The organism is Roseimicrobium gellanilyticum (genome assembly GCF_003315205.1).
Lineage (GTDB): Bacteria > Verrucomicrobiota > Verrucomicrobiia > Verrucomicrobiales > Verrucomicrobiaceae > Roseimicrobium > Roseimicrobium gellanilyticum.
The window spans coordinates 99,653-121,617 of the sequence record NZ_QNRR01000008.1; the positions used below are offsets into that span (position 1 = coordinate 99,653).

Annotated in this window: 15 protein-coding genes; 8 read left to right on the forward strand and 7 right to left on the reverse strand. The window is 61.5% G+C overall.

All coding sequences use genetic code 11. The annotated features are described in order from the left end of the window. Positions 1-50 precede the first annotated feature (50 nt). Positions 51-6,518 carry a tetratricopeptide repeat protein gene (locus tag DES53_RS20820; RefSeq protein ID WP_113960246.1) on the reverse strand — a complete coding sequence of 2,156 codons (6,468 nt, stop codon included), beginning with the start codon at positions 6,516-6,518 and terminating at the stop codon, positions 51-53. Between the two features lie 626 nt (positions 6,519-7,144). On the opposite strand from DES53_RS20820, the gene DES53_RS20825 reads away from it, so the two are divergent. The 4 genes from DES53_RS20825 (at position 7,145) to DES53_RS20840 (ending at position 10,962) form a co-directional block, all read left to right on the forward strand. Then, positions 7,145-9,265, forward strand: coding sequence for an ATP-binding protein (locus tag DES53_RS20825; protein WP_170157266.1), 2,121 nt, complete (start codon positions 7,145-7,147; stop codon positions 9,263-9,265). 2 nt (positions 9,266-9,267) lie between these two features. Continuing rightward, a complete protein-coding gene (locus DES53_RS20830; protein ID WP_113960461.1) occupies positions 9,268-9,888 on the forward strand; it encodes a response regulator transcription factor in 621 nt (206 codons plus the stop codon). Between the two features lie 119 nt (positions 9,889-10,007). Continuing rightward, positions 10,008-10,430: a response regulator transcription factor gene (locus DES53_RS20835; protein ID WP_113960248.1), complete on the forward strand. Its 423-nt coding sequence runs from the start codon at positions 10,008-10,010 to the stop codon at positions 10,428-10,430. 124 nt (positions 10,431-10,554) lie between these two features. After that, entirely contained in the window at positions 10,555-10,962 is a 408-nt protein-coding gene (locus tag DES53_RS20840; RefSeq protein WP_113960249.1) for a helix-turn-helix transcriptional regulator, read from the forward strand. A 109-nt stretch (positions 10,963-11,071) separates the two neighbouring features. Here the strand turns inward: DES53_RS20840 and DES53_RS20845 are convergent, their stop codons facing one another. Beyond that, entirely contained in the window at positions 11,072-11,371 is a 300-nt protein-coding gene (locus DES53_RS20845; protein WP_113960250.1) for a hypothetical protein, read from the reverse strand. Positions 11,372-11,664: 293 nt separating this feature from the next. Between DES53_RS20845 and DES53_RS20850 the strand changes: the two genes are divergently transcribed. Further along, the gene (locus tag DES53_RS20850) at positions 11,665-12,255 is read left to right on the forward strand and encodes a hypothetical protein (RefSeq protein WP_147263522.1); all 591 of its coding nucleotides are present in this window, start codon (positions 11,665-11,667) and stop codon (positions 12,253-12,255) included. Positions 12,256-12,274: 19 nt separating this feature from the next. Here the strand turns inward: DES53_RS20850 and DES53_RS20855 are convergent, their stop codons facing one another. The 4 genes from DES53_RS20855 to DES53_RS20870 all read right to left on the reverse strand — a co-directional run bounded on the left by DES53_RS20855 (position 12,275) and on the right by DES53_RS20870 (position 18,808). Then, complete coding sequence (locus tag DES53_RS20855; RefSeq protein ID WP_113960252.1) at positions 12,275-12,661, reverse strand: hypothetical protein; 387 nt, start codon at positions 12,659-12,661, stop codon at positions 12,275-12,277. A gap of 50 nt (positions 12,662-12,711) precedes the next feature. After that, positions 12,712-13,779 carry a class I SAM-dependent methyltransferase gene (locus tag DES53_RS20860; RefSeq protein WP_113960253.1) on the reverse strand — a complete coding sequence of 356 codons (1,068 nt, stop codon included), beginning with the start codon at positions 13,777-13,779 and terminating at the stop codon, positions 12,712-12,714. 227 nt (positions 13,780-14,006) lie between these two features. Then, positions 14,007-14,699 carry a hypothetical protein gene (locus DES53_RS20865; RefSeq protein ID WP_113960254.1) on the reverse strand — a complete coding sequence of 231 codons (693 nt, stop codon included), beginning with the start codon at positions 14,697-14,699 and terminating at the stop codon, positions 14,007-14,009. Between the two features lie 836 nt (positions 14,700-15,535). Continuing rightward, positions 15,536-18,808, reverse strand: coding sequence for an inverse autotransporter beta domain-containing protein (locus DES53_RS20870; protein ID WP_170157267.1), 3,273 nt, complete (start codon positions 18,806-18,808; stop codon positions 15,536-15,538). Between the two features lie 343 nt (positions 18,809-19,151). On the opposite strand from DES53_RS20870, the gene DES53_RS20875 reads away from it, so the two are divergent. Then, positions 19,152-19,688 carry a hypothetical protein gene (locus DES53_RS20875; RefSeq protein WP_113960256.1) on the forward strand — a complete coding sequence of 179 codons (537 nt, stop codon included), beginning with the start codon at positions 19,152-19,154 and terminating at the stop codon, positions 19,686-19,688. A 52-nt stretch (positions 19,689-19,740) separates the two neighbouring features. On the opposite strand, the gene DES53_RS20880 is transcribed toward DES53_RS20875, so the two are convergent. Continuing rightward, positions 19,741-20,535 (reverse strand): thymidylate synthase, encoded by a 795-nt coding sequence (locus tag DES53_RS20880; RefSeq protein ID WP_113960257.1) that lies wholly within the window; start codon positions 20,533-20,535, stop codon positions 19,741-19,743. Positions 20,536-20,703: 168 nt separating this feature from the next. Here DES53_RS20880 and DES53_RS20885 point away from each other — a divergent pair, with 168 nt between their 5' ends. Then, positions 20,704-21,168, forward strand: coding sequence for a DUF3592 domain-containing protein (locus DES53_RS20885; protein WP_113960258.1), 465 nt, complete (start codon positions 20,704-20,706; stop codon positions 21,166-21,168). Between the two features lie 166 nt (positions 21,169-21,334). Next, on the forward strand, positions 21,335-21,940 hold the full coding sequence (locus DES53_RS20890) for an SH3 domain-containing protein (RefSeq protein WP_170157268.1): 606 nt from the start codon (positions 21,335-21,337) through the stop codon (positions 21,938-21,940). Positions 21,941-21,965 lie beyond the last annotated feature (25 nt).

Below are 21,965 nucleotides of genomic sequence, written 5' to 3' on the forward strand. Positions count from 1 at the left end.
CGGGGGGCACGATGGGTCATTCGCAGGAGCAGGGCAGGGTGGGGGGAGGCTCAGGGAGCGGGGGATGTTTTCCCTGGCGGATTCCTGCCCAAGAACAAGGTCTCCTGCAGCAATCCATCCGGGAGCTGGAATTTTGCCAGCTCAGCGGGCAGACGGTCAAGCTTGTTCCACGCTCGGTACAGGGTGGCGAGGGCGTCGGCGAGTTCCTCGTCCATGCCTTCGTGCTCCTTCAGCAGGAGGGTTTCCGCCTGTTCGTACTGGCCCAGTCGGGTCAGCAGACCGGCGTAGGCCAGCGCCAGCTCCGGGTGGAATTCGCCCCGGCTGCAGCTGCGATCCATGGCGGTGGCGGCAAGGGCGAGCGCCAGATCGGTGCGGCCGCAGGCATCCAGGGCCTCCATGTGGCCGATGGTGTCCGTGCCACCGGGGTAAGTCATGCACACCAGCTTGGAGAAGAACTCCTGCAGCGCATGCTTGTCTCCCATGGCCTGATACACCGCGCTGAATACCGGGGCATCGCGCAGCGAGTCGCCCATGGTGGCCACGGCGAGCGCCCAGGTGGGGCGATTCTGCTTCAGCAGCGTCTCCACGGCGAGCTTCTGGGAAACAGCGGCCACGATGTCCGCCTTCCCCCGCCAGGGTTCTGCGATGCGTGGGACGTCCTTCTCCTCCAGCCGCTGTGCGAGCGTGGCGAGTCCCAGTGAGCCGATGGTGCCCGGGGGCAGTGCCGTGATGGCTTTCACCCAGGAGGCGGCTCGCGGGCCCTGGGCTTCCTTCGTCATGAAGCGGACCCAATCGCGCAGCACCAGCACATCCGGCGAGTCCATGCGCAGCACGGCAGTCACGCGTGTGGGTTGGCGCACCGGGTCCCAGTCCGGCGAAGCGGCCTCCAGCTTGAGCTGCTCCAGCCGCAGGCGGAAGCGCTCAGCGGGTTCCTTGATCGCGCGCTCTGCACGCAGCAGGAGGCTCTGTGCTTCCACGGTACGCTTGTGCGCTGCGAGTACGCGGCTCAGCTCCAGCACGCTGCCGGTGTGGAGCGCCTGGGTGGGTTGCAGGCGCATGCGAGCCACCATGCCCACGTCTGAGGGGCCGCCGGAGTTGGACCCACGTGTGACCAGATTCATGAGCTCGCGCATCTCATCCCACAGACCGGCTTCGGCCACCATCTCCGCGCGCAGCTTCAGCGTATCGCGTGTGGCATCGCTGTAGAGGTTGGAGAGGTCCACCTTGCGTACGGCATCGAGTGCGCGGGGCATGTTCCCCTGGGCGAGCAGCAGGCGGGCGCGGTGCAGATGCGCTTCCACCTCCTGCGGCCAGAGGTCTGCCAGCTCTTCCCATGCCGCGAGCGCACCGGGGATATCGTCCCGACGCTCCAGCAGCGTGGCCAGCTCCTTGAGGTAAGGCACCTGCACTGGCTCACGCGGGCCGGTGGGGCGCGGCGTGGTCACTCCGCGGAAGGCACGCAGCTTCAGCTGCAGGGTGTCCTGCAGGCGTGCGAGGAATTTCGCGTGCTTCGCCTCCAGGAAATTCTCCGGCAGATTCAGCGGACGGCTTTGCAAGTCGGCGGCGAAAAGTTTTTCGATGTACGGGATGCCCGCCGCGCACTCCCAGGAGTTCTCACACGCACGCAGGAGCTGCTCGCAGTATTCCAGATTCTGCGGCGAGCGGTCAGGCAGGCGTCGATACACCTCGATGCACACGCGTGGCAGGCCATTCAGGTCGAGGAAGGTTCCCAGCTCTGTGAGCGCATCCACAGAGTCATCCCCCTCCAGATACTCACGCACCAGCCGCACACGCTCACGATGACTCGCGGGGCGGAGCTGGCGTAGCAGGGATTGGTTTTTCCATGCACTGTATTCAAAATTTGACTTCGGGCCGTTGGCGATGCCGCCGAGGCGTTCGCTGACCATGTGCTCGGAATCCAGCACGGCCTGGGAGAGACCTTCCTGCCGCAGCAGATCACCCAGTTCGCGGGCGTTGTCCCAGTAGCTGCGCATGTGGTTCACTTCATCGATGCGCGGTCCCGGCATCACCGAGCCGGATGGCGCCCGCATGAGCGGCTCGGCAAAGGGGCGCAGACAGAGGAAGTCATGTGAGAGAAATTCCTCCAGCTTCTGCCCTGCGGCACCCTCGGCTCCGGCGAGCCCCAGCAGACGCACCTCACGCAGCGCGCCAAGTCCGGAGGGAGGCAGCTCGTGCAGACGCTGCCAGCTCTCCTTCAGCACGCGCTCCCGCTCGGCGGCGGAGGGCGCGAGCCGCACCAGATGAGCGGCGCTGTTGATGAAGAGGTCCAGTGCCTGCGGTTCTCCCGCCATGATGGGGGCCTGCCATGCCTGCAGCAGATGATGGTACTGCAAGTCCGCACGCCCCATGAGCTCAGCCACCTGGGAGAGGTTCCAGTGGCTGGCGCCCAGATTGCCACGGCTCTCATTCTGCATGGCGAGATTGCGCAGAGCGTACGCGGGCTCATAGCGCTGGCGTGACTCCAGCTTCCGCGCGATGTCGATGAGCTCAGCATTGCTGTACAGTCGTGACTCGCCAATCTGGCGTGCCGAATCCACAGGAAGTACAAAGGTATTGTCCTCCGCCAGCATGTGGCACACGGCCTGCAGCACGCCGCGGCGTTGCTTCCGCTCCACCTCGCTGCCCTTGGGGAAGGAAGCCCACGCGAGCACCTCTGCCATGCCTTGCGAGCGCATGCCCAGCCACACCTGGAGGAATTGAGCTTCCAGCGTATTCGCATTTCCCAAGCGTGCCTTCACCAGGGCACGGAAAGATTCACCCGCCTCTGCATAGCGATAGGTCCACGCGAGCTCGATGTCGGACTTCTCACCGGTATCGCGCAGCAGTTCCTCCGTCGTGGCCTTCGGGTCGGCCTTGCGGCGCAGGTGCATCAGCTCCTCCAGCGCACGCAGGCGCACCTGGGCAGGCTCTTCAGGGATCAAGGCAAACTCCCCACGCGGCAGGCCCAGGAAGGTGCGCAAGCGATCACGCTCGGGCTGGTCCAGCCCCGGGGCATTGTCCAGCGAGTTCAGCAGCGTGATGGGCACGATGGATTGCGCCTTGCGTTCATCCAGCAGCGGCCATGGGAGGCGCTCCACCTGCATGCCTGCCATGGCGGCGGGTGCCTTGGAGTGATGCAGGAGTTGCAGCAGTGTCTGCTGGGCGGAAGTGTCATCCCCCATGTCCATCTGTTGCAGGGCGAGACGCAGGAGATTCTTCACATCCCACGGGCGCACGCGGGCGAGCTGCTCATGCACACGCCGTGCCGCCTCTGCCTGGCCGCTCTCTTCATAGTGCTGCGCCAGTTCTTCCAACGACGCGGGATCCTGGAGTGAGTGCAGTTCCAGGCGGCGGCGTGCCTGATCTGCCTCCGTCATGCGGAAGTCCTGCTCCAGCAGGGAAACGAGTTCGCGCCACTCGGCGGTCTCCCGCGCCTGGGGTGCGGTGGCGGCGATTTGTTTCTGGAAGTAGATCGCGTTGCGCAGGTCGCCTGCATTCAGTGCGGCGGTGCGGAGCTGCTCCAGGGAGAAGGGGGTGTCCGGCGCTGCATAGTACGCCTGCTTCATCTCGGCAAAGGCCTTGGTGGCATCGCCCTGCTTCTCATGCACAGCGGCGAGTGCCTCATGCCAGAAGCCTTCGAAGGGCGCATGACGCGAGCGCTCCTGCAGCGCGGTGAGCAGCAGATCCAGGCGCTTCGTCACTTCGCCATCTGGCAGGCTGCCCTGCACCACATCCGCCCAGAGCAGACGCTCCAGCGCGCGGGAGAAGAGATCACGGCGGCGCTTCACATCCGCCTCCCTCTCCAGGAGCTGCATCTGCGTCTCCACATATTCCTTGTGCTGGCGCTGGGCGATGAGGATCTCCGCATAACGCTCCAGCAGCGGCGTCGCGCCGCCTCGCGAATCCTTCGCCGCCTTCTGCCACAGGCCCATGGCTTCATCACGCCGGCCTGTCTCCAGGTAGTACTGCGAGAGAGAGGAGAGCACCGCTTCATTGCGCGGCTCCTCGCGGATGAGTCCTTCAAGGATGCGGATGGCCTCCGCGGGTCCTCGCGGATTGCCGCCTTCCAGCGTGGAGCGATTCGAGCGCAGCACCTGCGCGTGTGTGCGCGTCTCGATGAATCGGCCGAGGTTCGCGAAACTCACATCCGGATCACGCGGCGGCGCCATGGGGCGGAAGTCGGTGAAGGAAGGGCGATTCCCCTCCTGCTCGGCGAGACGCAGCAGGTAGTTCGTGCGGTTCTCAGGATCCAGCGTGGAGAGCAGCTTGAGCTGGCGGATGGAGAGCGCGGTGTTCTTGTCCGTGGTGGCGAGATCGAGCAGCAGCTTCTCCACTTCCACCGGTACCGTCACCCACTGGTGCCCCTTGTTGAAATGAATCAGGCTGATGAGGTCGTATGCGAGCTGGATCTGGTCTGCACGGAAGGCCCACCAGGCCGCGCGGAAGACTCGCTCCGCCGTCATCGGCGCGCGTGGAGGCATGAGCGGGTGGAGTGTCGACTCCAGCCACGCGAGGCTCCACGCATGGTGGCTGGCCCGTGGCACGTCTTGCAGCTCGGCGGCATACACGCCCGTCGCCTGACCCAGGGCAAAGTCCAGCACCGCCTGCGGCACACTCGCCTTGGGCTGAGGTGGAGGAGCGTCCGAGCCGAATCCCTCACCCGTGAAGATGGCCGGCAGGCGGAACTCCGGCGTGGGCTGCGCCTGCGCGAGCGGCCGCAGCGCCTGGTCTCCGGAGAGCATGGCAAGGATGCGCTCATCCACCTCCAGCCGCTGCTCGTGCGAGGTGCTGAGCGTCCATGCTTTCTCCAGTAGAGTAAGCGCCTCCTCCGTGGCACTGCGCTGGGAGAGGATGTCTGCCAGCGCGAGGAAGTCCGCCGGACCTGCGTCCCCTTGGGTGGCCCGCACGGCAAAGGATTCCGCCTGCTCCATTTTCCCCGATGCACTGAAGAAAGAGGCGATGGCTCGGAGTCGGCGATGCTGCTCCTCTGCCGAAGCACCAGGCAGGCTCCGCCACGTTTCAAACACCTCCACCGCCTCCTTGTCCCGCTGACGTTTCACAAGAAATGAGGCGAGCTCAAAGACCGGCTCTGTCTTCTCCGGATCACGACGCACGCGAGCGCGCAGCACCAGCTCGACCACGCTATCCAGCGAGCGCTGCTGGGCGAATTGCAGCACCAGCTTCTCGACCTCTGGAGAACCGCCTTGTTTCTCCAGCAGGTCCTTCAGACGCTGTTCGGCCTTTGCCTGCTCCTTCGCTTGGAGGTGTGCTTCACAACGCATCAGCACCAGCGCAGCAGGGTCGGTGTGGTCACCTTTCAGGGATTCATCCAGCAGCTTTGCAGCCTCCATGTGCTCCTCGCTTTCGAAAAGAGCGCGCACGAGATCCCAGCGATACTCTGTGGAGTTTGGGAAGGCCTGCACCAGAGCGCGCAGCCACTTCACACGCTCGCCCAGATCCACGACGAGGCTGGAGAAGCGCGCCACATCACTCAGCGCCTGCTCACGCACCGGCTCCTCTTGCGCGGCCTTGATGAGGTCCGTCTTCAGCGAGTCAAGCTGGTTGAAGCGCTCATGGAGCCTTACGAGGCGTTGGAAAAACTGTCCGTAGCGCCAGTCCTTGAAATGCAGGAGAGCCAGGCCCTGGTGCAGCGAGGCCGCAGCATCGTCGAACTGGTCTGCCTGCTCCTCCAGGCGCGAGAGATCATAGAGTGCATCCAGACGCTTTGCCGGGTCGCTGGACTCCGCGAGCTTGCGGTAGAGCGTCACTGCCTTCTCCAGGAAACCTGCACCGAGCATGAGTTGCGCAGCCTCACGGGTGATGCCCGCCTGGTCCGGCTGCAGGGCCGCCACCTTCTCCCACGCCGCAGCGGCCTGCTCGCGCCGGTCCGCTGCGAGTGCGATGCGGCCCTCCTCCAGCATCAGCACGGCGCGCGCGGGGTCCTTTTCCGGATACGTCGCAGCCAGCTTTCGGATGAACTCCAGTGCCGCGAGATGCTCGCCCGCTCCCTGGGCGAGATCCACGCGGGCCCGCAGGGCGATGGCATTGGCAGGTTCCTGCTTCAGCACTTCGTCATAGCGCGTCGTGGCTTCGGAGAACTTGCCCGCCTTGCGCAGCAGATGCGCGTGCACCAGCAGCACATTCGGGTGCGACTGCACCTTCGCCTGCGTGGCGATGCTCTCCAGCAGGAAGGCCGTGGACTGGTGCTTCTCGTACAGGTCCCAGAGCAGCTCCAGCACGCGCCCGTACTCCGGCTTCTCCACGAGGAGATTCAGGTACTCCGTCGCCAGCCGTGTGTCCTTCTCCGCCCAGGGTTTGGGGGTGGAGTTGGATGGCTGGGTGGAGGTAGGGGTAACGGAAGGCTGGGAGGGGGAATCCGCAGGCTCGGTCGGAAGAATGTAGGAGGGGGCAGGGGAGTCAGGTGGGGCCGGGGGTGCAGACTGCCCGACCGCCGGCTGCGCCAGGGCCAGCCCGAGTACCCCCAGCGCGATGCTGCCCATGCCGATGACGCTCCGCATCTTGCTTACGCTCTCATCCTTGCTCCTCCGCCTGTCGTGTCGTGCACGCCACGGAGAGCCAAGCAACCCTGCGCGGCTGGGGCACGCGCATCGACGAGTCCGGGGGGCGTCAGACATTCAGAGAAAGGTACGTAAGAAGGTGCCGGATGCATGCCATTCTGTCCAGATTTCCGTGGGGGGGGGGGGGGGGGAGGGGGGGGGGGAAAAGCGACAATGAGAGAAGTCTATCCTCGCCCCGTACTTCATCCCTGCATTGCCCGCGCCAGATCGACAAACTTCCAGCGCGCGGTGGCTGGCGCGCACATCCTGCCGTGGCTTGGGCATGGGTAACCGGGGAGGGGGCGTACATGGGAGAGTCGCTATAGGCGGACGCTTGCGCCAAGCTTTCCCTGAACATCCTCTCATGAGACAGGGGCCGCCTCCATCCGGACGGGCAAACGCCTCGCAAAAGGTCCCTGCTGAGGACTTTGTGAATTGAAATAAAGTCGTTTCTTTATCGACAAATCCTTGCCTGTGCATGCCAAGTCGAGCACATATGGTTCCGCATGGTGCGTCGGGTTTTGCTATTTCTGCTCCCGTTGCTGACTTCTGTCCTCATGGCGGAGGGGCCGCAGCATGTGCTCATCATGCATTCCTTCGGGCGGGACTACTCGCCCAATGGGGAGGTGGCCAGCATCTTCCGGACGGAGCTGGCACGGGACAATCCAAATGCCATCGAGTTCGTCGATGCCTCGCTGGAGATGGCCAGGTTCGATGGGGAGGAGAATGAAAAGCCGCTGCTCGATTTCCTGCGTGCCGTGTTTGAGGAGCAGATGCCGGACCTCGTCGTGCCCATTGGCAGCCCGGCAGTCATGTTCTGCCGGAGGCATCGCAGCACGCTCTTTCCGCATTCACCCATGCTCCTGCTGGATGCGGAAAAGCGCCGTGTGGAGATGATGAAGGATGACCCGGATGTGGTCTCCGTGGGGCCGGATGTGAACATCAATTACCTGGCTGGCAATATCTTCGAGGTGCTGCCCAAGACGCGGCACATCTACGTGGCGCAGGATGCCTCACCGATTGGCCGCTTCTGGACGACGGTGATGAAGCGGGAGTGGGATGCTGCCTACTCCAACAGGGCGACTTTCCACTGGATGAATGATCAGTCGCTGAAGCAGATGCGCAGCACGGTGAGCGCACTGCCTCCGGACTCGGTGGTGCTGGTGGGCATGATGATGCGCGATGCCGCCGGTGTGCCGCTCGTGGAGGAGACAGGGCTGGATGCCATGCATGAGTCTGCCAATGCACCGGTGTTTTCCTTCAATGATCTGCAATTGGGGCGCGGCACGCTCGGAGGCAGGCTGGTGCCCCAGAAGCGGGTGGCCGTAGAAGGGGCGAAGGTGGCGATGAAGCTGCTGGCCGGAGTGCCCCCATCCAGCCTGCCGTGGCAGCATTTCCCCCTGGGGGCACCTGTCTATGACGCACGCGAGCTGAAGCGGTGGGGCATCTCTGAGTCGGCCCTACCCGCAGGCAGCACGGTCCTCTTCCGCAAGCCGGGCCTGTGGGAGACGCATCGCAGTTCCTTCCTCATCTTCGTGGGGGTGATAGCCCTGCAGACCGGGATGATTGCCATGCTGCTGGCTGCACGGAAGCGTGCGCGGGAGATGCATGCGGACTTCACCCTTGCGGCAGACTCAGGAAACATCGGCCTGTGGAGCCGGAAGCCGGGTGTGGATGAGTTGGAGGGCTCCGCGAAGTGGCGCACCATCTTTGGTCTGCCCGATAGTGGCAGCGTGACCTTTGAAGACGTGCTCGCGCGCGTGCATCCGGAGGACAAGTCCATGCTGCGGTCCGCCATCGAGCTCGCGGCGCGGGACGGTGGGGCGTTTTCCCTGGAGCATCGGGTGGTGCATCCGGATGGCAGTGTGCGTTGGGTCTCCTCCCACGGTCACGTGCACGCCTTCGGCGACCGGCAGAAGCTGGAGATACGGGGAGCCTCACGGGATGTCACGGAGAGGCGGCGTGCTACGCAGGAGGCTGAGCAGCGGCGTGAGGAGCTGGCGCATCTCTCGCGTGTCGCCACGCTGGGCGCTCTCTCCGGCTCGCTCGCACATGAGCTGAATCAGCCGCTGGGCATCATCCTGAGCAATGCCCAGGCCGCGCGGCATGTGCTCGCGTGTGACCAGCCGGAGCCGGAGGAGATGTGCGAGCTGCGTGAGATGATCGCAGACATCATCAGTGAGGACCGGCGCGCGGGAGACGTGATCGCCCGCATGCGCACGCTGCTGCGCCGTGGCGAGGTGAGCCTGCAGCCGCTGGATGTGCACCAGCAACTTCAGGAGGTGGTGCAGCTCACACGCAGCGACCTCATCGGCCGTGGGGTGAAGGTGGACTTCCAGCTCGCGGAGGACGTGCCGCCTGTCATGTCTGACCGCGTGCAGTTCCAGCAGGTGCTGCTGAATCTCATCACGAACGCGGCGGATGCGATGGTGGCGAATCCTCCCGGTGAGAGGAGCATCACCCTCACGACCTGCCAGGACGGTGATGAGGTGCGCATCGATGTGAAGGATGCGGGCACGGGCATTGAGGGGGAGCCGGAGTCTCTCTTCAAGGCCTTCCACACAACGAAGGAGCATGGCATGGGGCTGGGTCTCTCCATCTCACGCGCCCTGGTCACCGCACACGGCGGCAGGCTGTGGGCCACACGGAATCATGACAGGGGTGCCACATTTCACATCACCCTCGCGGCAACCAAGGGCGTAACATGAGCATGGAGCAGAATCCCACCATCGGACTTGTGGATGATGATGCCGGCATGCTGCGGGCCCTGAGCCGTCTGCTGCGTACGCATGGTTATGCGGTGCGCACCTTTGATTCACCGGACAGATTCCTCGTGGAATATGCCCAGGCAGACATGCGCTGCGTGGTGCTGGATGTCTCCATGCCGGGCTGCGATGGTCTGCAGCTACAGGCCTATCTGAACAAGACCAACCGGTCGATTCCCATCATCTTCCTCTCCGGTGAAGGAAACATCCCCATCAGCGTGCGGGCCATGAAAGCCGGTGCCGTCACCTTCCTGGTGAAACCTGTGGATGAGGAGGTGCTGCTGGAGGCCATTGCCCTCGCGCTGGAGCAGGACAGAAGCAATCGAGGCCAGCGGGAGGAGATGGATGCTCTGCGCGGTCGCCTGGAAAAACTCACCACGCGTGAGCGGGAGGTGCTGGAACACGTGATCTCCGGCAAGCCGAACAAGCTCATCGCGGACATTCTGGGAGTTACCATCCAGACCGTGAAAATCCATCGCATGCAGATCACAAGGAAGCTGGAAATCCCCTCGGTGGCCGGACTCGTGAGCGCCGCCACGCGATTGGGCGTGGTGCCTGCGGTGTGAAGGGCTCGTTCTCCTGTGAGTATTCTCCACAGAATTGCGAACGTACGCATTCATTTGAACCGGGTTCGTAGCACCAAAGTTCTATACCCAGATGCGCCAAAGAAGCCGATGCTGCGGGCATGTCCGCCGAGCCACCCGTCATCGCCATTGTGGATGATGAGCCGCGGATGCGCTCGGCCTTATGCCGGCTGCTGAGGGTGCGTGGCTATGCCGCAGTGCCATTCGAGGACCCGGCCCTTTTTCTCCAGACCCTGGAAACGCGGAAGTACGGCTGTGTGGTGCTGGATTTGCACATGCCGGAAATCAATGGCTTCGATGTTTTGGAGTGTGTTTCCCGGCAGGCGGAGATGGTGCCGGTCATCGTCATCACCGGCCATGACCAGCCAGGGAGCGCTGAGCGCGTGCAGCGTCTTGGTGCCTTGGTGTACCTGACCAAACCCGTGGATGAGGAGCCTCTGCTACGCGCCATTGAAGCCGCACTCGCTCCGCCTGGGCAGACACAAGACTCGCAGGCGAGCGAACATCCGGCACGGGAGTCCTGAAGACAGATGCGCTGCTTCCATGGCAGCACTGTCTTTGTGATGACTGTTGCAATCCCGAGCTTGCTCTGTATTGCACTTGAAATGAACGAGTTGCTTACGTGCCGAACCGGGCATATAAAGGGGGATGCTGGACCCGGAAGAAGCAAAAAGGCGTGCTCTCAAAGCCGCGGAGCTTCTTCTCGCGGACATTGCCCATCCGCCCACCATCGCGAGCATTGCGGAGAAGGTGGGGCTCACGAAGTATGAACTCAGCCGGCTCTTTCCCGTGGTGACCGGAAAGTCGGGTCCGGAACTGCTGAGGCATGCCCGGATGCAGAAAGCAGCGGAACTTCTCAGGACCTCTCCGCAGCGCCGCGTGGGTGAGATCGCTGTGGAGGTGGGGTATGCCAGCATGAGCGCCTTCTGCCGGGCATTCGAGCAGGAGATGGGGCAGGTACCCTCTGCCTACCAGGATGCACACCGGCCCCAGAATTTCCCGGAGGCCTTTCCTTTTCCGCGCCCGCCTCGCAAATTCAGAAAGCCACCCCAGTAGTCATCGCACACTCCGCCGCTTCCTGGCGATGCGGATGATTGATGTGATATGATAAGGTGTGATGCACTAGGCGATTCGAGAGGCGGGGAAGATCAAGCTGAACCTGGGGTTATTCCCCGCGTGGTTGCCGTAGGTCCGGAGGAAGGGTGCCGCCCAGCATATTTGGAGAGCGGGAATGAGGGGACTCCTCCTCAGCCCTCAGCTCATCATAGAGCTGCAGCCACTCCTGGGGGAAGCTGGCGAGATGCTCTTCAGCCTTCCGGAGGGTCTCCATGCATTGCGCGTACTCCCTCGTGTGGAGGCCGTCGCTGAGCGGCCAGCCTCCGCACATGGCGGCGGCGATTTTGGCGGTACGTACCCGCCACCGCGCGGCGCGGAAGGCGGTGATATTCTCCGGCGTGTGTTCCATCTAAGGTTGGCGCAGCAATTGAAATACGGCGCAACGTGTCTGTCAATTTCGGGCACACTCAGGGAGTGATTATGACAATCTTGTTAGGTAGAGGGGTGTGGCAAATTGCACGAAATGCTCGTGAGGCATGGTGACACCAGAGGTGATACATCATGCTATAGAGTACCCATTTCGCAAGTGCGCCCGGTGCATGTCGCAGGATGAGGGATTTCACCGCGGCTGGCAAACCTGCAAAATATTGGTACAAGACACTCCGGTGCCGGTATCCTCCAGGCATTCTCAACAACCCTCTCATGCCACGTTGGCTCAAAATCCTGCTGTGCACAGCTCTCCTCCTGGGAGTGCTGGGACTCGTCAGCTACCACGTGCTGGAGTGGTGGGCGGAAGACTCGCTGGTGGTGCGGCATGCAGGCATCGAGCAGGAGCCGGACGGGCGTGTCTTTATCAACTTCGAATTCCACAACCGCTCAAGATTTCCCCTCAGGGTCGTGGATGTCTCCACGCTGTATGCAGCGGATGACTATAGCTTCGCCATTATCCCACCACAGCTGAAGGAGTCGTTCCTCTTGAAGGCAGGGGCGCAACACCACTATCAAGTGCACCTCCAGGACCCGGAGTTGCCGATGCTTTCCCGCGAAGGCATCCTCACGGCGGATTGGACCCCAGCATCGGCCACCTGGCTTGCGCCCGTGTTCGACGGTCTCAGAAGGTTCTACTTCCGGGTGCATCCTGCCGGCGTTGATCCCATGCCCCGGATCAAGAGAACCATGAACCAGGATTTCGTGATACGCAAAGACGCCCAGGGAAACCCAGAAGCCGTGGAGATGGGAGAACTGCCCAATGAATGGCGTTTCGCGTTCGACAGGTGGAAACGCGAGAGGTGAGTCCCCTCCAGACAGTCACCTACATCTCCATCAGACGCTGCTTCTCTGCCAGGAGGCGCTCTTTGGCTTTCAAGACTTTCATCCCTTCGACCCGGTTTTCACGACTGAGCATTTCGACGGTGGAATACAACTGCTGCACGATGGCAACGATCTTGCGCTGGTGCTCCTTCTTCTCGGCAGCATCCTTTGCTTTCTCCATCCGGAAATGGAGCAAGTCGATTTGAGCCTCGGCAAGGTCGGTTGCCTTGCCTCTGCCGAGACTGGCCTCGTGCTCGAACTCCTCGACAATGGCCTTGAGCACGGCCTCCCGTTCCCTGTGGATGTCCGCGAGGGACTCCTCCTTTTCAGCTGCATGGCAGACATGCAGGGTAACCAATAGCGCGCAGATGATGGATGCTGTTTTCATGATGCGTTGATGGAATGGTTCGGACGACTTTGGCCGCCAAAACATTCAGATCAAGCAGCGCGCTTCACCCACAGCATGCCCACAAACAGCGGGAACTCATCCCGTGCCCGGTTCTCCGCGCGCGCCCGTGGCCCTGGCTGGCTCTGCTTGTCCGAGTGCCACTCCTCGAAACCCGCGAGCAGGAAGCCTGCGCTGAGCGCGCAGTGCATCAGGTCCGAAAGGTTCTTGTGAAACGAGGTCGTGCTCTCACTCTGTGCCTGCCCGGGGTGCATCACAATCGGGATGCTCATCGGCGAGCTGTACCCATCCACACGGCGATACTGAATCTTGCGTTCGTCATCGAATCCCCACGCCGTCTGTCGCGGGATGCGGAAGCAGGGGTGATTCAGCACCCACAGCATGCGACCGCCATCCCGCAGCACCTTCGCCGCAGAGACGCACACCTTGTCCAGGTGCTCCATATTCTGCAGCGCGAGGATGCTGGAGACCGCATCGAAGGTCCCAAGCTCCTTCAAGTCCGCAGCATCACGCGTGACATAGCGGATGGGTTTCGGTGACGGATACTCTTCCGCGCGCCGCACCAGGGACGCAGAGGCATCCAGTCCCGTGACCTTCGCGCCATGCTCGGACAGCGCCCGGGTGAAGACACCCTGCCCGCAACCGAGGTCGAGGATGGACTCGTCGCGCTTCGGACGGAGCATGTCCAGCGCACAGGGAATCACGATGCGCTGGTATAGCTCCGAACCCTGCGCGCCGATGATCTTATCATACCAATCTGCCGACTTCTCCCAGGAGGTGCCGTGCGCGGAGGCATCCCGTGGCTTGCCGGCATGTGGACGGGATGCGGACTTGTGCGGCGTACCCTTGTGGCTGGGGCGTCGCTCGTCTGAAAAGGGACGCTCACGCTCGCGTTCGCGGTCTCTGTCACCAGTCCTGTCCCGTTCATGAGCGCGAGGCTCATCCCTCTTCCCCTTGTAGCCGGAGTGGCCGGTGCCTGATTTCTTCCAGGGACCCGCGCCCGAGCCGGTCCCAGACCCAGCTCCAGCGCCCGCCTCATGATCACGCCGTGGACGACGGGGAGGTTGATTGGAATGAGGATCACGCTTCTGCCAGGGCATGGTGTCCGATCCATCGTACGGATGGGGTTGTCAATATCACGAAGCGTCTCGTGACAGGAACAGGCCTTGTCCGCATCATATGTCCCTTTGGCAGACCACCTTGCGCCTGCTTATGTGGCTTCCTCCTTCAGGTGAGTGAGTCATGTCACGAGACTTGCCATGACGTTGTCGTGAGGCGGGCCAGCTTGGTCAGCCCGCCATCACATTCTAGAACACCACTGCCCCCCTTACTTCTTCGGCGCCTTGATGGAGAAGTCGTCGTACTGCACGTCCACGGCATTCGTGGTCAGGCTGATGAGGGTCTTCGAGTCATGGTTGATGCCCTCGGACTTGAAGCTGCCGACGGCCTTGCCATCGATGCTCACAAAGATTTCATCACCGCGCGTGACGACCACCAGGGTGTGCCAGTCTTCCAGGGACAGGGTGACGGGGAAGCTCTTGTTCTTGCTCTTCAGCATCTCCTTGTCTTCCACGCTCAGACCTTCCGGGGTCTTTTTCTTCGCGTAGATGTCATTGCGGAAGTTGCCTGTCTTGGCATCGCCGATGTTCACCGCCTTCGGGCTCACGTTCACGTTGCAGATGTGGCCGGCGTGGGACTCCTTGTAGCCCTTGTCGTCGAACCAGAGGTTGAAGCTCTTCGCCTTGTCGCTCACGTAGCGGAATTTCACAGAGATCTGCAGGTCGCGCTCGGGCTCGATGACCACATTGTCCACGGCGGAATGGTCAGACCCTTCCGGGGTGATGCCGGTCAGCACGCCGTCCTTCACCAGGCTGCCGCTCTTGTAGTGTCCCCAGCGCTTGCCGAAGCCGTCCTTGGCGAAGTCGTCCGAAAAGATTTCGCGCGAATAGCTGCCGATGGGCTCGGCTGCGCTGATGACGGCGGTGAGAGAAAGCAGGAGGCAGGGAAGCAGTGTTTTCATGGGAGTCGAGTGGCCTGCCTTAACGCCCGCGTGCACATCGTTCTACGGAAATGATCCGGAAATTGCGATGGATGGATGGGTGGGTGGGGGAAGTCATCGCTCGTTGTGACTGGTATGCTAAAAAAACAAGCCGCACCCACCCGGGTGCGGCTCTGTACTCGTGGCAGTGTGCTCTACCTCTCAAGTACTGAAATTTTCTTAGTAATCGGCCTCTGTGAGGAAATTGGCTGGCCGTGAAAGTCGAAAGGGCATTTTGAAGGAACGTGATAAGGGGATGCGCGGGGTGCTGCTACGATTTGTGCGCCGAATGTTTTGATGCAGACGAATGCTAATATAAATCACTGCTCAGAAAATCCAGAGAAATCATAAATTTTCTTCCAAGTAAGCAGTTTCTTTATGGAGCCACAAGTCACTGAAAAACAGGTCATTTCATGCAAAATGCAATCATATGGAGAAAAATGATTTAGTGCTCATTTCTAGGGTAATGCCTGATAGGCTTTTCCTTGGCGAGATGCGGTGATCGTTGTCTCCGAGACGGCGGCGACTCGGGCCTGGCGTGCTGGTCGCTCTACGACCGGCGCTTCCGCTTGAAGCCTCTTCCGGTCCATCGTCTTGCGGTCCGTATCCCGATGGGCACTGCTGCGTTCTGAGGTGTACCCACAAATTCCCGGCGCGTCTCGCGAAATGACCCACTCGGTTGGCGCCGATGAAGAGCGGTGATGCGCCTACCGGTGTCGCCCGCCGGATTTTGAGAATCGGAGGCCGAACAAAAAAAGCCGCACCCTTTCGGATGCGGCTCTTGAAGCACGTGCTGTGCGCTAGCGGCTAGGCTCGCATCAGGGCACCGTGGTCGGCAGAGTCACGAGCTGGCCGTTCAGGTAGAATTGACCGGACGTGCTGCCCGTGTTCTCCACCTTCTCGGTGTTCTCGTTGCTGACGTGATTGCTGGATGCTTCATCCAGCGTGCCATTCACGGACAGCGTGCTGGTATTGTTCCGGCGGATGCGGATGCCCGTCTGGGATGCGCCGCTGATGGTGTTGCCATCGAACTGCGTCACGGTCAGCACGGAACTGTTGCTGCTGCGGATGTAGATGCCATACGTCGCATAGGTGGAGTCGCCGATGAGCTGATTGTTGCTCAGCTCGACGTCGAGTTTCGCGCCGTTGTAGCTGTCCATGGTGATGCCACGGGCAAAGCTGCCGGTCAGCACGTTGCCGGTGACGGTGGCATTGAGCTTGTTGCTGCCCGTGCCATCCGCGTCGAGGTTGATGCCGGCGTATTCGAAGGCGCCGGAGAGGAGGTTGTTCGTGACGTCCACGTTGAGGCTGGAGTACTCGTCCCGCAGCACGTTGATGCCGTTGTAGAACACGCCACTGAGCTGGTTGTTGTCGATGGTCACGTTCATCAGCGAGGTGTCGTTGGACTGCAGCTCGATGCCCGCGCCAGCCTCCACACTGCCGAAGGCGCCACTCAGCACGTTGTTTTCGATGGTGCCATCAAGGAGCACGCCATGCGACTTGATGCCATTGCTGGTGAAGCGGATGCCGTTGGAGTCGAAGTCACCCGAGAGGATGTTGTTCGTGACATCGATGACGAGCTGGCTGGAGTCATTCTGGCCCGCATCCAGTGCCTGGTCGAATTCGCCGCTGAAGGTGTTGCCCACGACGGTGAGTTCCATGCGGTTGCGATCGTAGTTGTCGATGTCGATGCCGCGGCCTTGCGTGTCTCCGCTGAACATGTTGTTCACCACATCCACCACCATCCTGGCCTTTTCCTCCGTGGGATCACAGGCGCGGTCGCCGTTGCCCGTGAGCTCAATCATGGAGTCCGAGAAGAAGCCGGAGAAGATGTTCTCCTCGACGTCGACGTCCAGGAAGGCGCGCTCCGTCTTGTCGATGTCCAGGCCGTCTTCGAATTCACCCGCGAAGTTGTTGGCCTTCACGAGACCGGTGAAGCGTGAGCGGTCGCGTCCATCGAGTTCGATGCCGTCCTGCTCGTAGTAGCCGAGCAGGGTGTTGCCTTCGATATTCGTGTCCAGCGTGGAGCGGCAGTAGCTGGTCACGCGGAAGCCATTGAAGAAGTATCCGTCCAGCACGTTGTCCACGATGGTAAGGTCTTGCGTGGAGCGGTCGTAGCTGTTCGCCTCCACGGCGGTGTGGATGAAGCCAGAGAAGTTGTTGCCGGAGATGACGCTAGTCAGCGTGCTGCGGTCATACGTGTCCAGCATGATGACCTGCATGGCGCCCGAGGCTTTGCGCAGCAGCGGAGACTCGAAGGCGAAGTCATTGTTATCCACCAGCAGGGTCAGGTTGCTGCGGCCGTAGGTCTCCACCTTCACGCCGTGCTCGCCGGTGAAGAAGCTGTTCTCACGGATGGATGCAGTCGCATCGATGTCGCACTCCGTTTCAATGTAAACGCCGGCGCCATACGCGGAGAAGTGGTTCTGCGTGACCACGAGGTCCTGCACATTGCGAGCAATGATGCCCGCACCATCGAGGCCCTCGCGGATGTCATACCCGGTGACCTGCACGAAGGGGATGTCCTGAGCGTAGAAGCCGCCGTAGAGCACAGGGCGCTCGGTATTGCCACCGAAGGTGCGGCCACCCACGCCGGTGAGTGTGTTGAAGGAGCTCACGAACTTCGTGCTGCCAGACAGTTCGACGGCATCTTCATAGTCGAATCCGGTGCCACCCTGGGTGTACACCGTCCAGGCCTTGCCATGGAGATTGGCATTGCTGCCCGCGAGGTTTGCGCCTTCGCTGATGGTATCAAAAGGTTTCTCCGCCGTGCCATTCGCGCCGAGTTGCTCGCTTGTGCCTGCCTGGATGCCATTGCCCACCGCTTCGCCGTTGTTCACGAAGACGACGTCATCTGCCAGCACGACCTGTCCCTGACGTTGGGATACCACCTTCGTCACACGCTGCACCTTGGTGCTGGTGGAAGTCTCCTCTTCCTCCACGCTGCTGGCCAGCTTCACCGCCGCATTCTGACGGTGCACCGGCTCCGCAAGACGCTCAATCAGGTGACGGCGGCGCGGCTTGAAGGAGTCACCGATGCGGCTCCAGAAGTTCTTTCCATCGCCGAGGTCTCCGGCTTCAAAGGGAACCTGAAGCTGCATGCCCACGGTCCAGTCGCTGCCGGTGAGGCGCTCGTCTTCATACCACGTGCCGGAAAGCAGCACCGCAGGCACAGGACGCACCTGCACGCCTGCCTTCCAACCTTCCACGTTGCCGGTGCCGCCTGATTGCGGACCGAAGGGCTGGTTGTCAAAGCTGTAGTAACCACCGATGAGCGTCACATCCATGTAGCGATCCAGCCAGGGGATGAGCACGGCGATTTCAGCGTCCCAGCCTTCCATGCCTTCCTCATAGCGACGGAAGAGGCGCTCGATGGTCGTGGTGCGCGTGGTGGTGGTCACGCTCGTGCTGTAGAGCGCGTTCTGCGTGATGGCGTTTCCAGCGGCGGTGGGATTGTCCAGCGGAGTCACGCTCTGATGTGCCTGGCTGCTGGTGCTCTGGAACGACTCCCGCGTGCGGAACTCATCCGCGAGCTGCTTGTCGGAGAGGGGGATGTAGTAGTTCCCGCGAACTTCCACGTAGCGCGTGCCTGCCTCCAGACCCACGCCAAGCTGCCAGAATTGGTTGTTCGCCTCGGTGTCGAGCATGTCGACGAACATGTTCGCGCCGACGAAGACGCCTTCCTCGAAGAAGCCCGCCTGGTGTCCGTCGTGATTCGTGAGAGCGCTCACCGACTGCGAGCCAAACAGGTGCCGGTAGCCCAAGCCGAGCGAAGTGGCCACCTCACCGCCCTCGCCGTAGGAAACGTAGGGCTCGATGAAGAGCAGCCCGCCGCTCAGCGTGGAGTCCGCTCCCAGCGAACTCCAGATGGGGGCCACGATGCTGAAGTTCCCGTCTGTGTACGAGTCATTGGTCTTGATGCCCGTGCTCACCATCCCGAGGTACATGGGATGTACGGGAGCAGTCTGCAGAGCTTCCTTGGCCGCGGGGTTCTTCTCCGAGGGGGTCCCTGCGGAACTTGAAAGGCCTGTCAGGAGTAATGAGGACAGGGCGAGTAGAGAGCCAGTGAGTCGTGGGATTCTGGGTTTCATGTTGAAGTTCATCTGTAGGGGGTGGCACCCAGTAATGGTAGGGGGAGTCCGGTTGCCGGTTGATGCAGGGAATTGCTAATGTAAAGAGATGCTCATAAAAGCTAGAAAATTTCTAAATTTCCATGCAATATAAGCATTCATTCAATTCATGATTGCGTGCTCACGCTCAGTTGATTGCATGCAGAGTGCCCGATTGCTGACCTGCTGGGGCTTTATTCGCGAATGTAAGGGTTTGCCTGATGTGTCTCTTTGTCCTGTAAAGCCCTGAGGCCCGGAGAAACCGCCTCTCTGACAGCATCGGGTGATTGTCAGCAATGTGTGAGAGCAGCTACACTCCTGCGCCATGGGACGGCGCATCCTGAGCTACTTGGCAAATGTACTGATCTGTGCGGCAATTGTGTTGCCCATCGCCTACGTGTCGCTCTTCCGCATGGTCACCGGACAATGGTTTCCCAAGCGGCAGGTCGAAACCTTGAGTCATCCCGTCGCGGTGCATGGCTGGACGACGGAGGGCCTCCAACTGACTGATGGTCGCCTTCTTCGGCTGGCAGGCGTGACCGCACTCCCGAAAGAAAGCATGGCCCTTTCTGAAGCCACCAAACGCGGTGTGGAGGTCTCACAAGATGGCCGCGTCTTCGCGCTGGTGAGGGTGCATCACTGGTGCGGCAACGACCCAGTTCGCGAACACATCGCGCGGGTCGACCTAGCGGACATGCTCGTCTTTCTTGGAGAGGCCTCTCCAGTGAAACCACTGAGTGAATGGCAAAAGGAGCTGCTGGCCGCGGGCCCATCTTCCCGATTCGGAGAGCATGGATGGAATGTCAGCCACTATGGCATTTTCCAAGGCTGGCGGTTCGAAGGGCGACAGGAGGACGAGTGATCGGGCAAAGTCCCTCACACCGCATTTCGGATTCCGCCCTCCGGATTCTTTCTCACACCGCAATCTCCGCCTTGATGGCCGGATGCGGGTCATAGCCTTCCAGGGTGAAATCTTCGAACTTGAAGGCATCGATATCCTTCACGTCCGGATTGATGCGCATGGTGGGCAGGGGACGCGGGTCGCGCGTGAGTTGAAGGCGCGCCTGCTCGAGATGGTTCTTGTACAGGTGCAGGTCACCGAAGGTGTGCACGAAGTCGCCCGGCTGCAGGTCGCACACCTGCGCCACCATCATGGTGAGCAGGGCGTAGCTGGCGATGTTGAAAGGCACGCCAAGGAAGAGGTCCGCGCTGCGCTGGTAGAGCTGGCAGCTCAGTTTTCCATTATCCACGAAGAACTGGAACATCAAATGGCACGGCGGCAGGGCCATGTCCTCGATGTGGGCCACATTCCACGCGCTCACGATGTGGCGTCGCGAGTACGGCGAGGTCTTGATGCGCTGGATGACGTCCGCAATCTGGTCGTGCTCGCGGCCGTCCTGTCCCTTCCAGCGGCGCCACTGGGCTCCATACACGGGGCCGAGGTTGCCTTCCTCGTCCGCCCACTCATCCCAGATGGTGACCTTGTTCTCGTGGAGGTACTTGATGTTCGTGTCCCCCTTCAGGAACCAGAGCAGCTCATGGATGATGCTGCGCAGGTGCAGCTTCTTCGTCGTCAGGCAGGGGAAGCCCACGCTCAGGTCATAGCGTGACTGCTCACCAAAGACTGAGTACGCGCCCACGCCGGTGCGGTCCGCACGGAAGCTTCCGTGGTCGAGCACTTTGCGGAGGAGGCGGTGGTATTCTTCCATGGCAGCAGGATGAAGCACAGCCGGGGGCGACTGCAATTCGAATCCAAAACGTTACGGCGCGGCGCTGATGAAGGGCACTCCTGATTTGGGGCGGGGCCTTCGCTCCCGCCTTGCGCCGGAGGGTTTCAGTTGTATGCATCGCCACCGCCGAACCAATCCCTCTGCAAGATGGCAAAGCTCTTCACGCTGATTTTCATTCTGGCCGGGCTGGGGCTCATCGTCCTCGGGGTGGTGCGTTTCAAGGAGGGAAAGGCCAGCAACGGCTGGACCGAGGTCCCGGCAAAGGTGCAGAGCGCGGAGATGGGCAAGACACGGAAGAAGAGCAGCGGCTACCGCTACCATGCCCACATCACCTACACCTATGAGGTGCAGGGCGTGCCGTACACCGGTCGGCAGGTGGGGTTGGCAGGGCAGGGCTCCGGCAGTCAAAGTCACGCGCAGAAGCTGCTGAAGCAATACGCCGCAGGCAGCAGCGTGAAGGCCTACTATGATCCTGCCAGGCCGGAGAACGCTGTGCTCATCCGGGGTGTCGGCTCCAGCATCTGGGTGGTGTTTGTAGTGGGGACAATCTTCGTGATCATGGGCCTCTACCTCATGCTTCGCGGGCTGATGCGAGTGGCTGCCGCAAGGTGATGCCCGTGCGTGGCAACCGGTGAGCGGGATTTTTCCGCGAATAGAGACCCTGGGTATCACGAATGCTCGTGGATGCACAATCATCAGAAAGACCCCGCATACCTTCCTTCTCTCTATGATGAATCGACATACATGGCCATTGGCTCTCGCCTTGGGATTCACGTTCATGTCCCCCACAGGTATCTCGGCACAGGAGCATGGCGTCATCAATGACCCGGACGGCTATACCAATGTGCGCTCGAAGCCGGACACCAACGCGCTCGTCATCGCCAAGGTAAACAAAGGCGAGGTCTTCAGCTATCGGACGGAAGGTGTCCCTCAGTACCCCAAGTGGTTGCAGGTGACCCTCGCCTCCGGCAAGAGCGGCTGGATGCATGCCAGCCGCATCGTGATTCATGCCAGCATGGAAGATCTCAAGGACGGCTCACCAACCGATGAGATCAACCTCTACGGCAAAGGGAAGGGCATCGATTACTACCCGCTCGCCCGTGCCGCCGCTCGTGGGGAACAGAACGCCATGGTGCAGTACTTCGGCATCGACGATACCGACGGCGCCGCGGCAGAGACGCATTTCTCCGCGCTGCGTTCTGTCATTCATCTCCTTGGCGACGACAAGCTCTCCGCCTTCCTGAAGACGAGAACCGCGAAATATCGCCAGCACCTCTGGGAGAATCTCGAACCAGAACTCACCTTCTGGCCCTTCGAGCCGAAGGAGTACCTGGGCAGGCACTTTCCGAAGACGGCGAAATTGTTGATGGCGGGTGCGGAATAAGCTCGGCAAGACGATCTGACGCGAT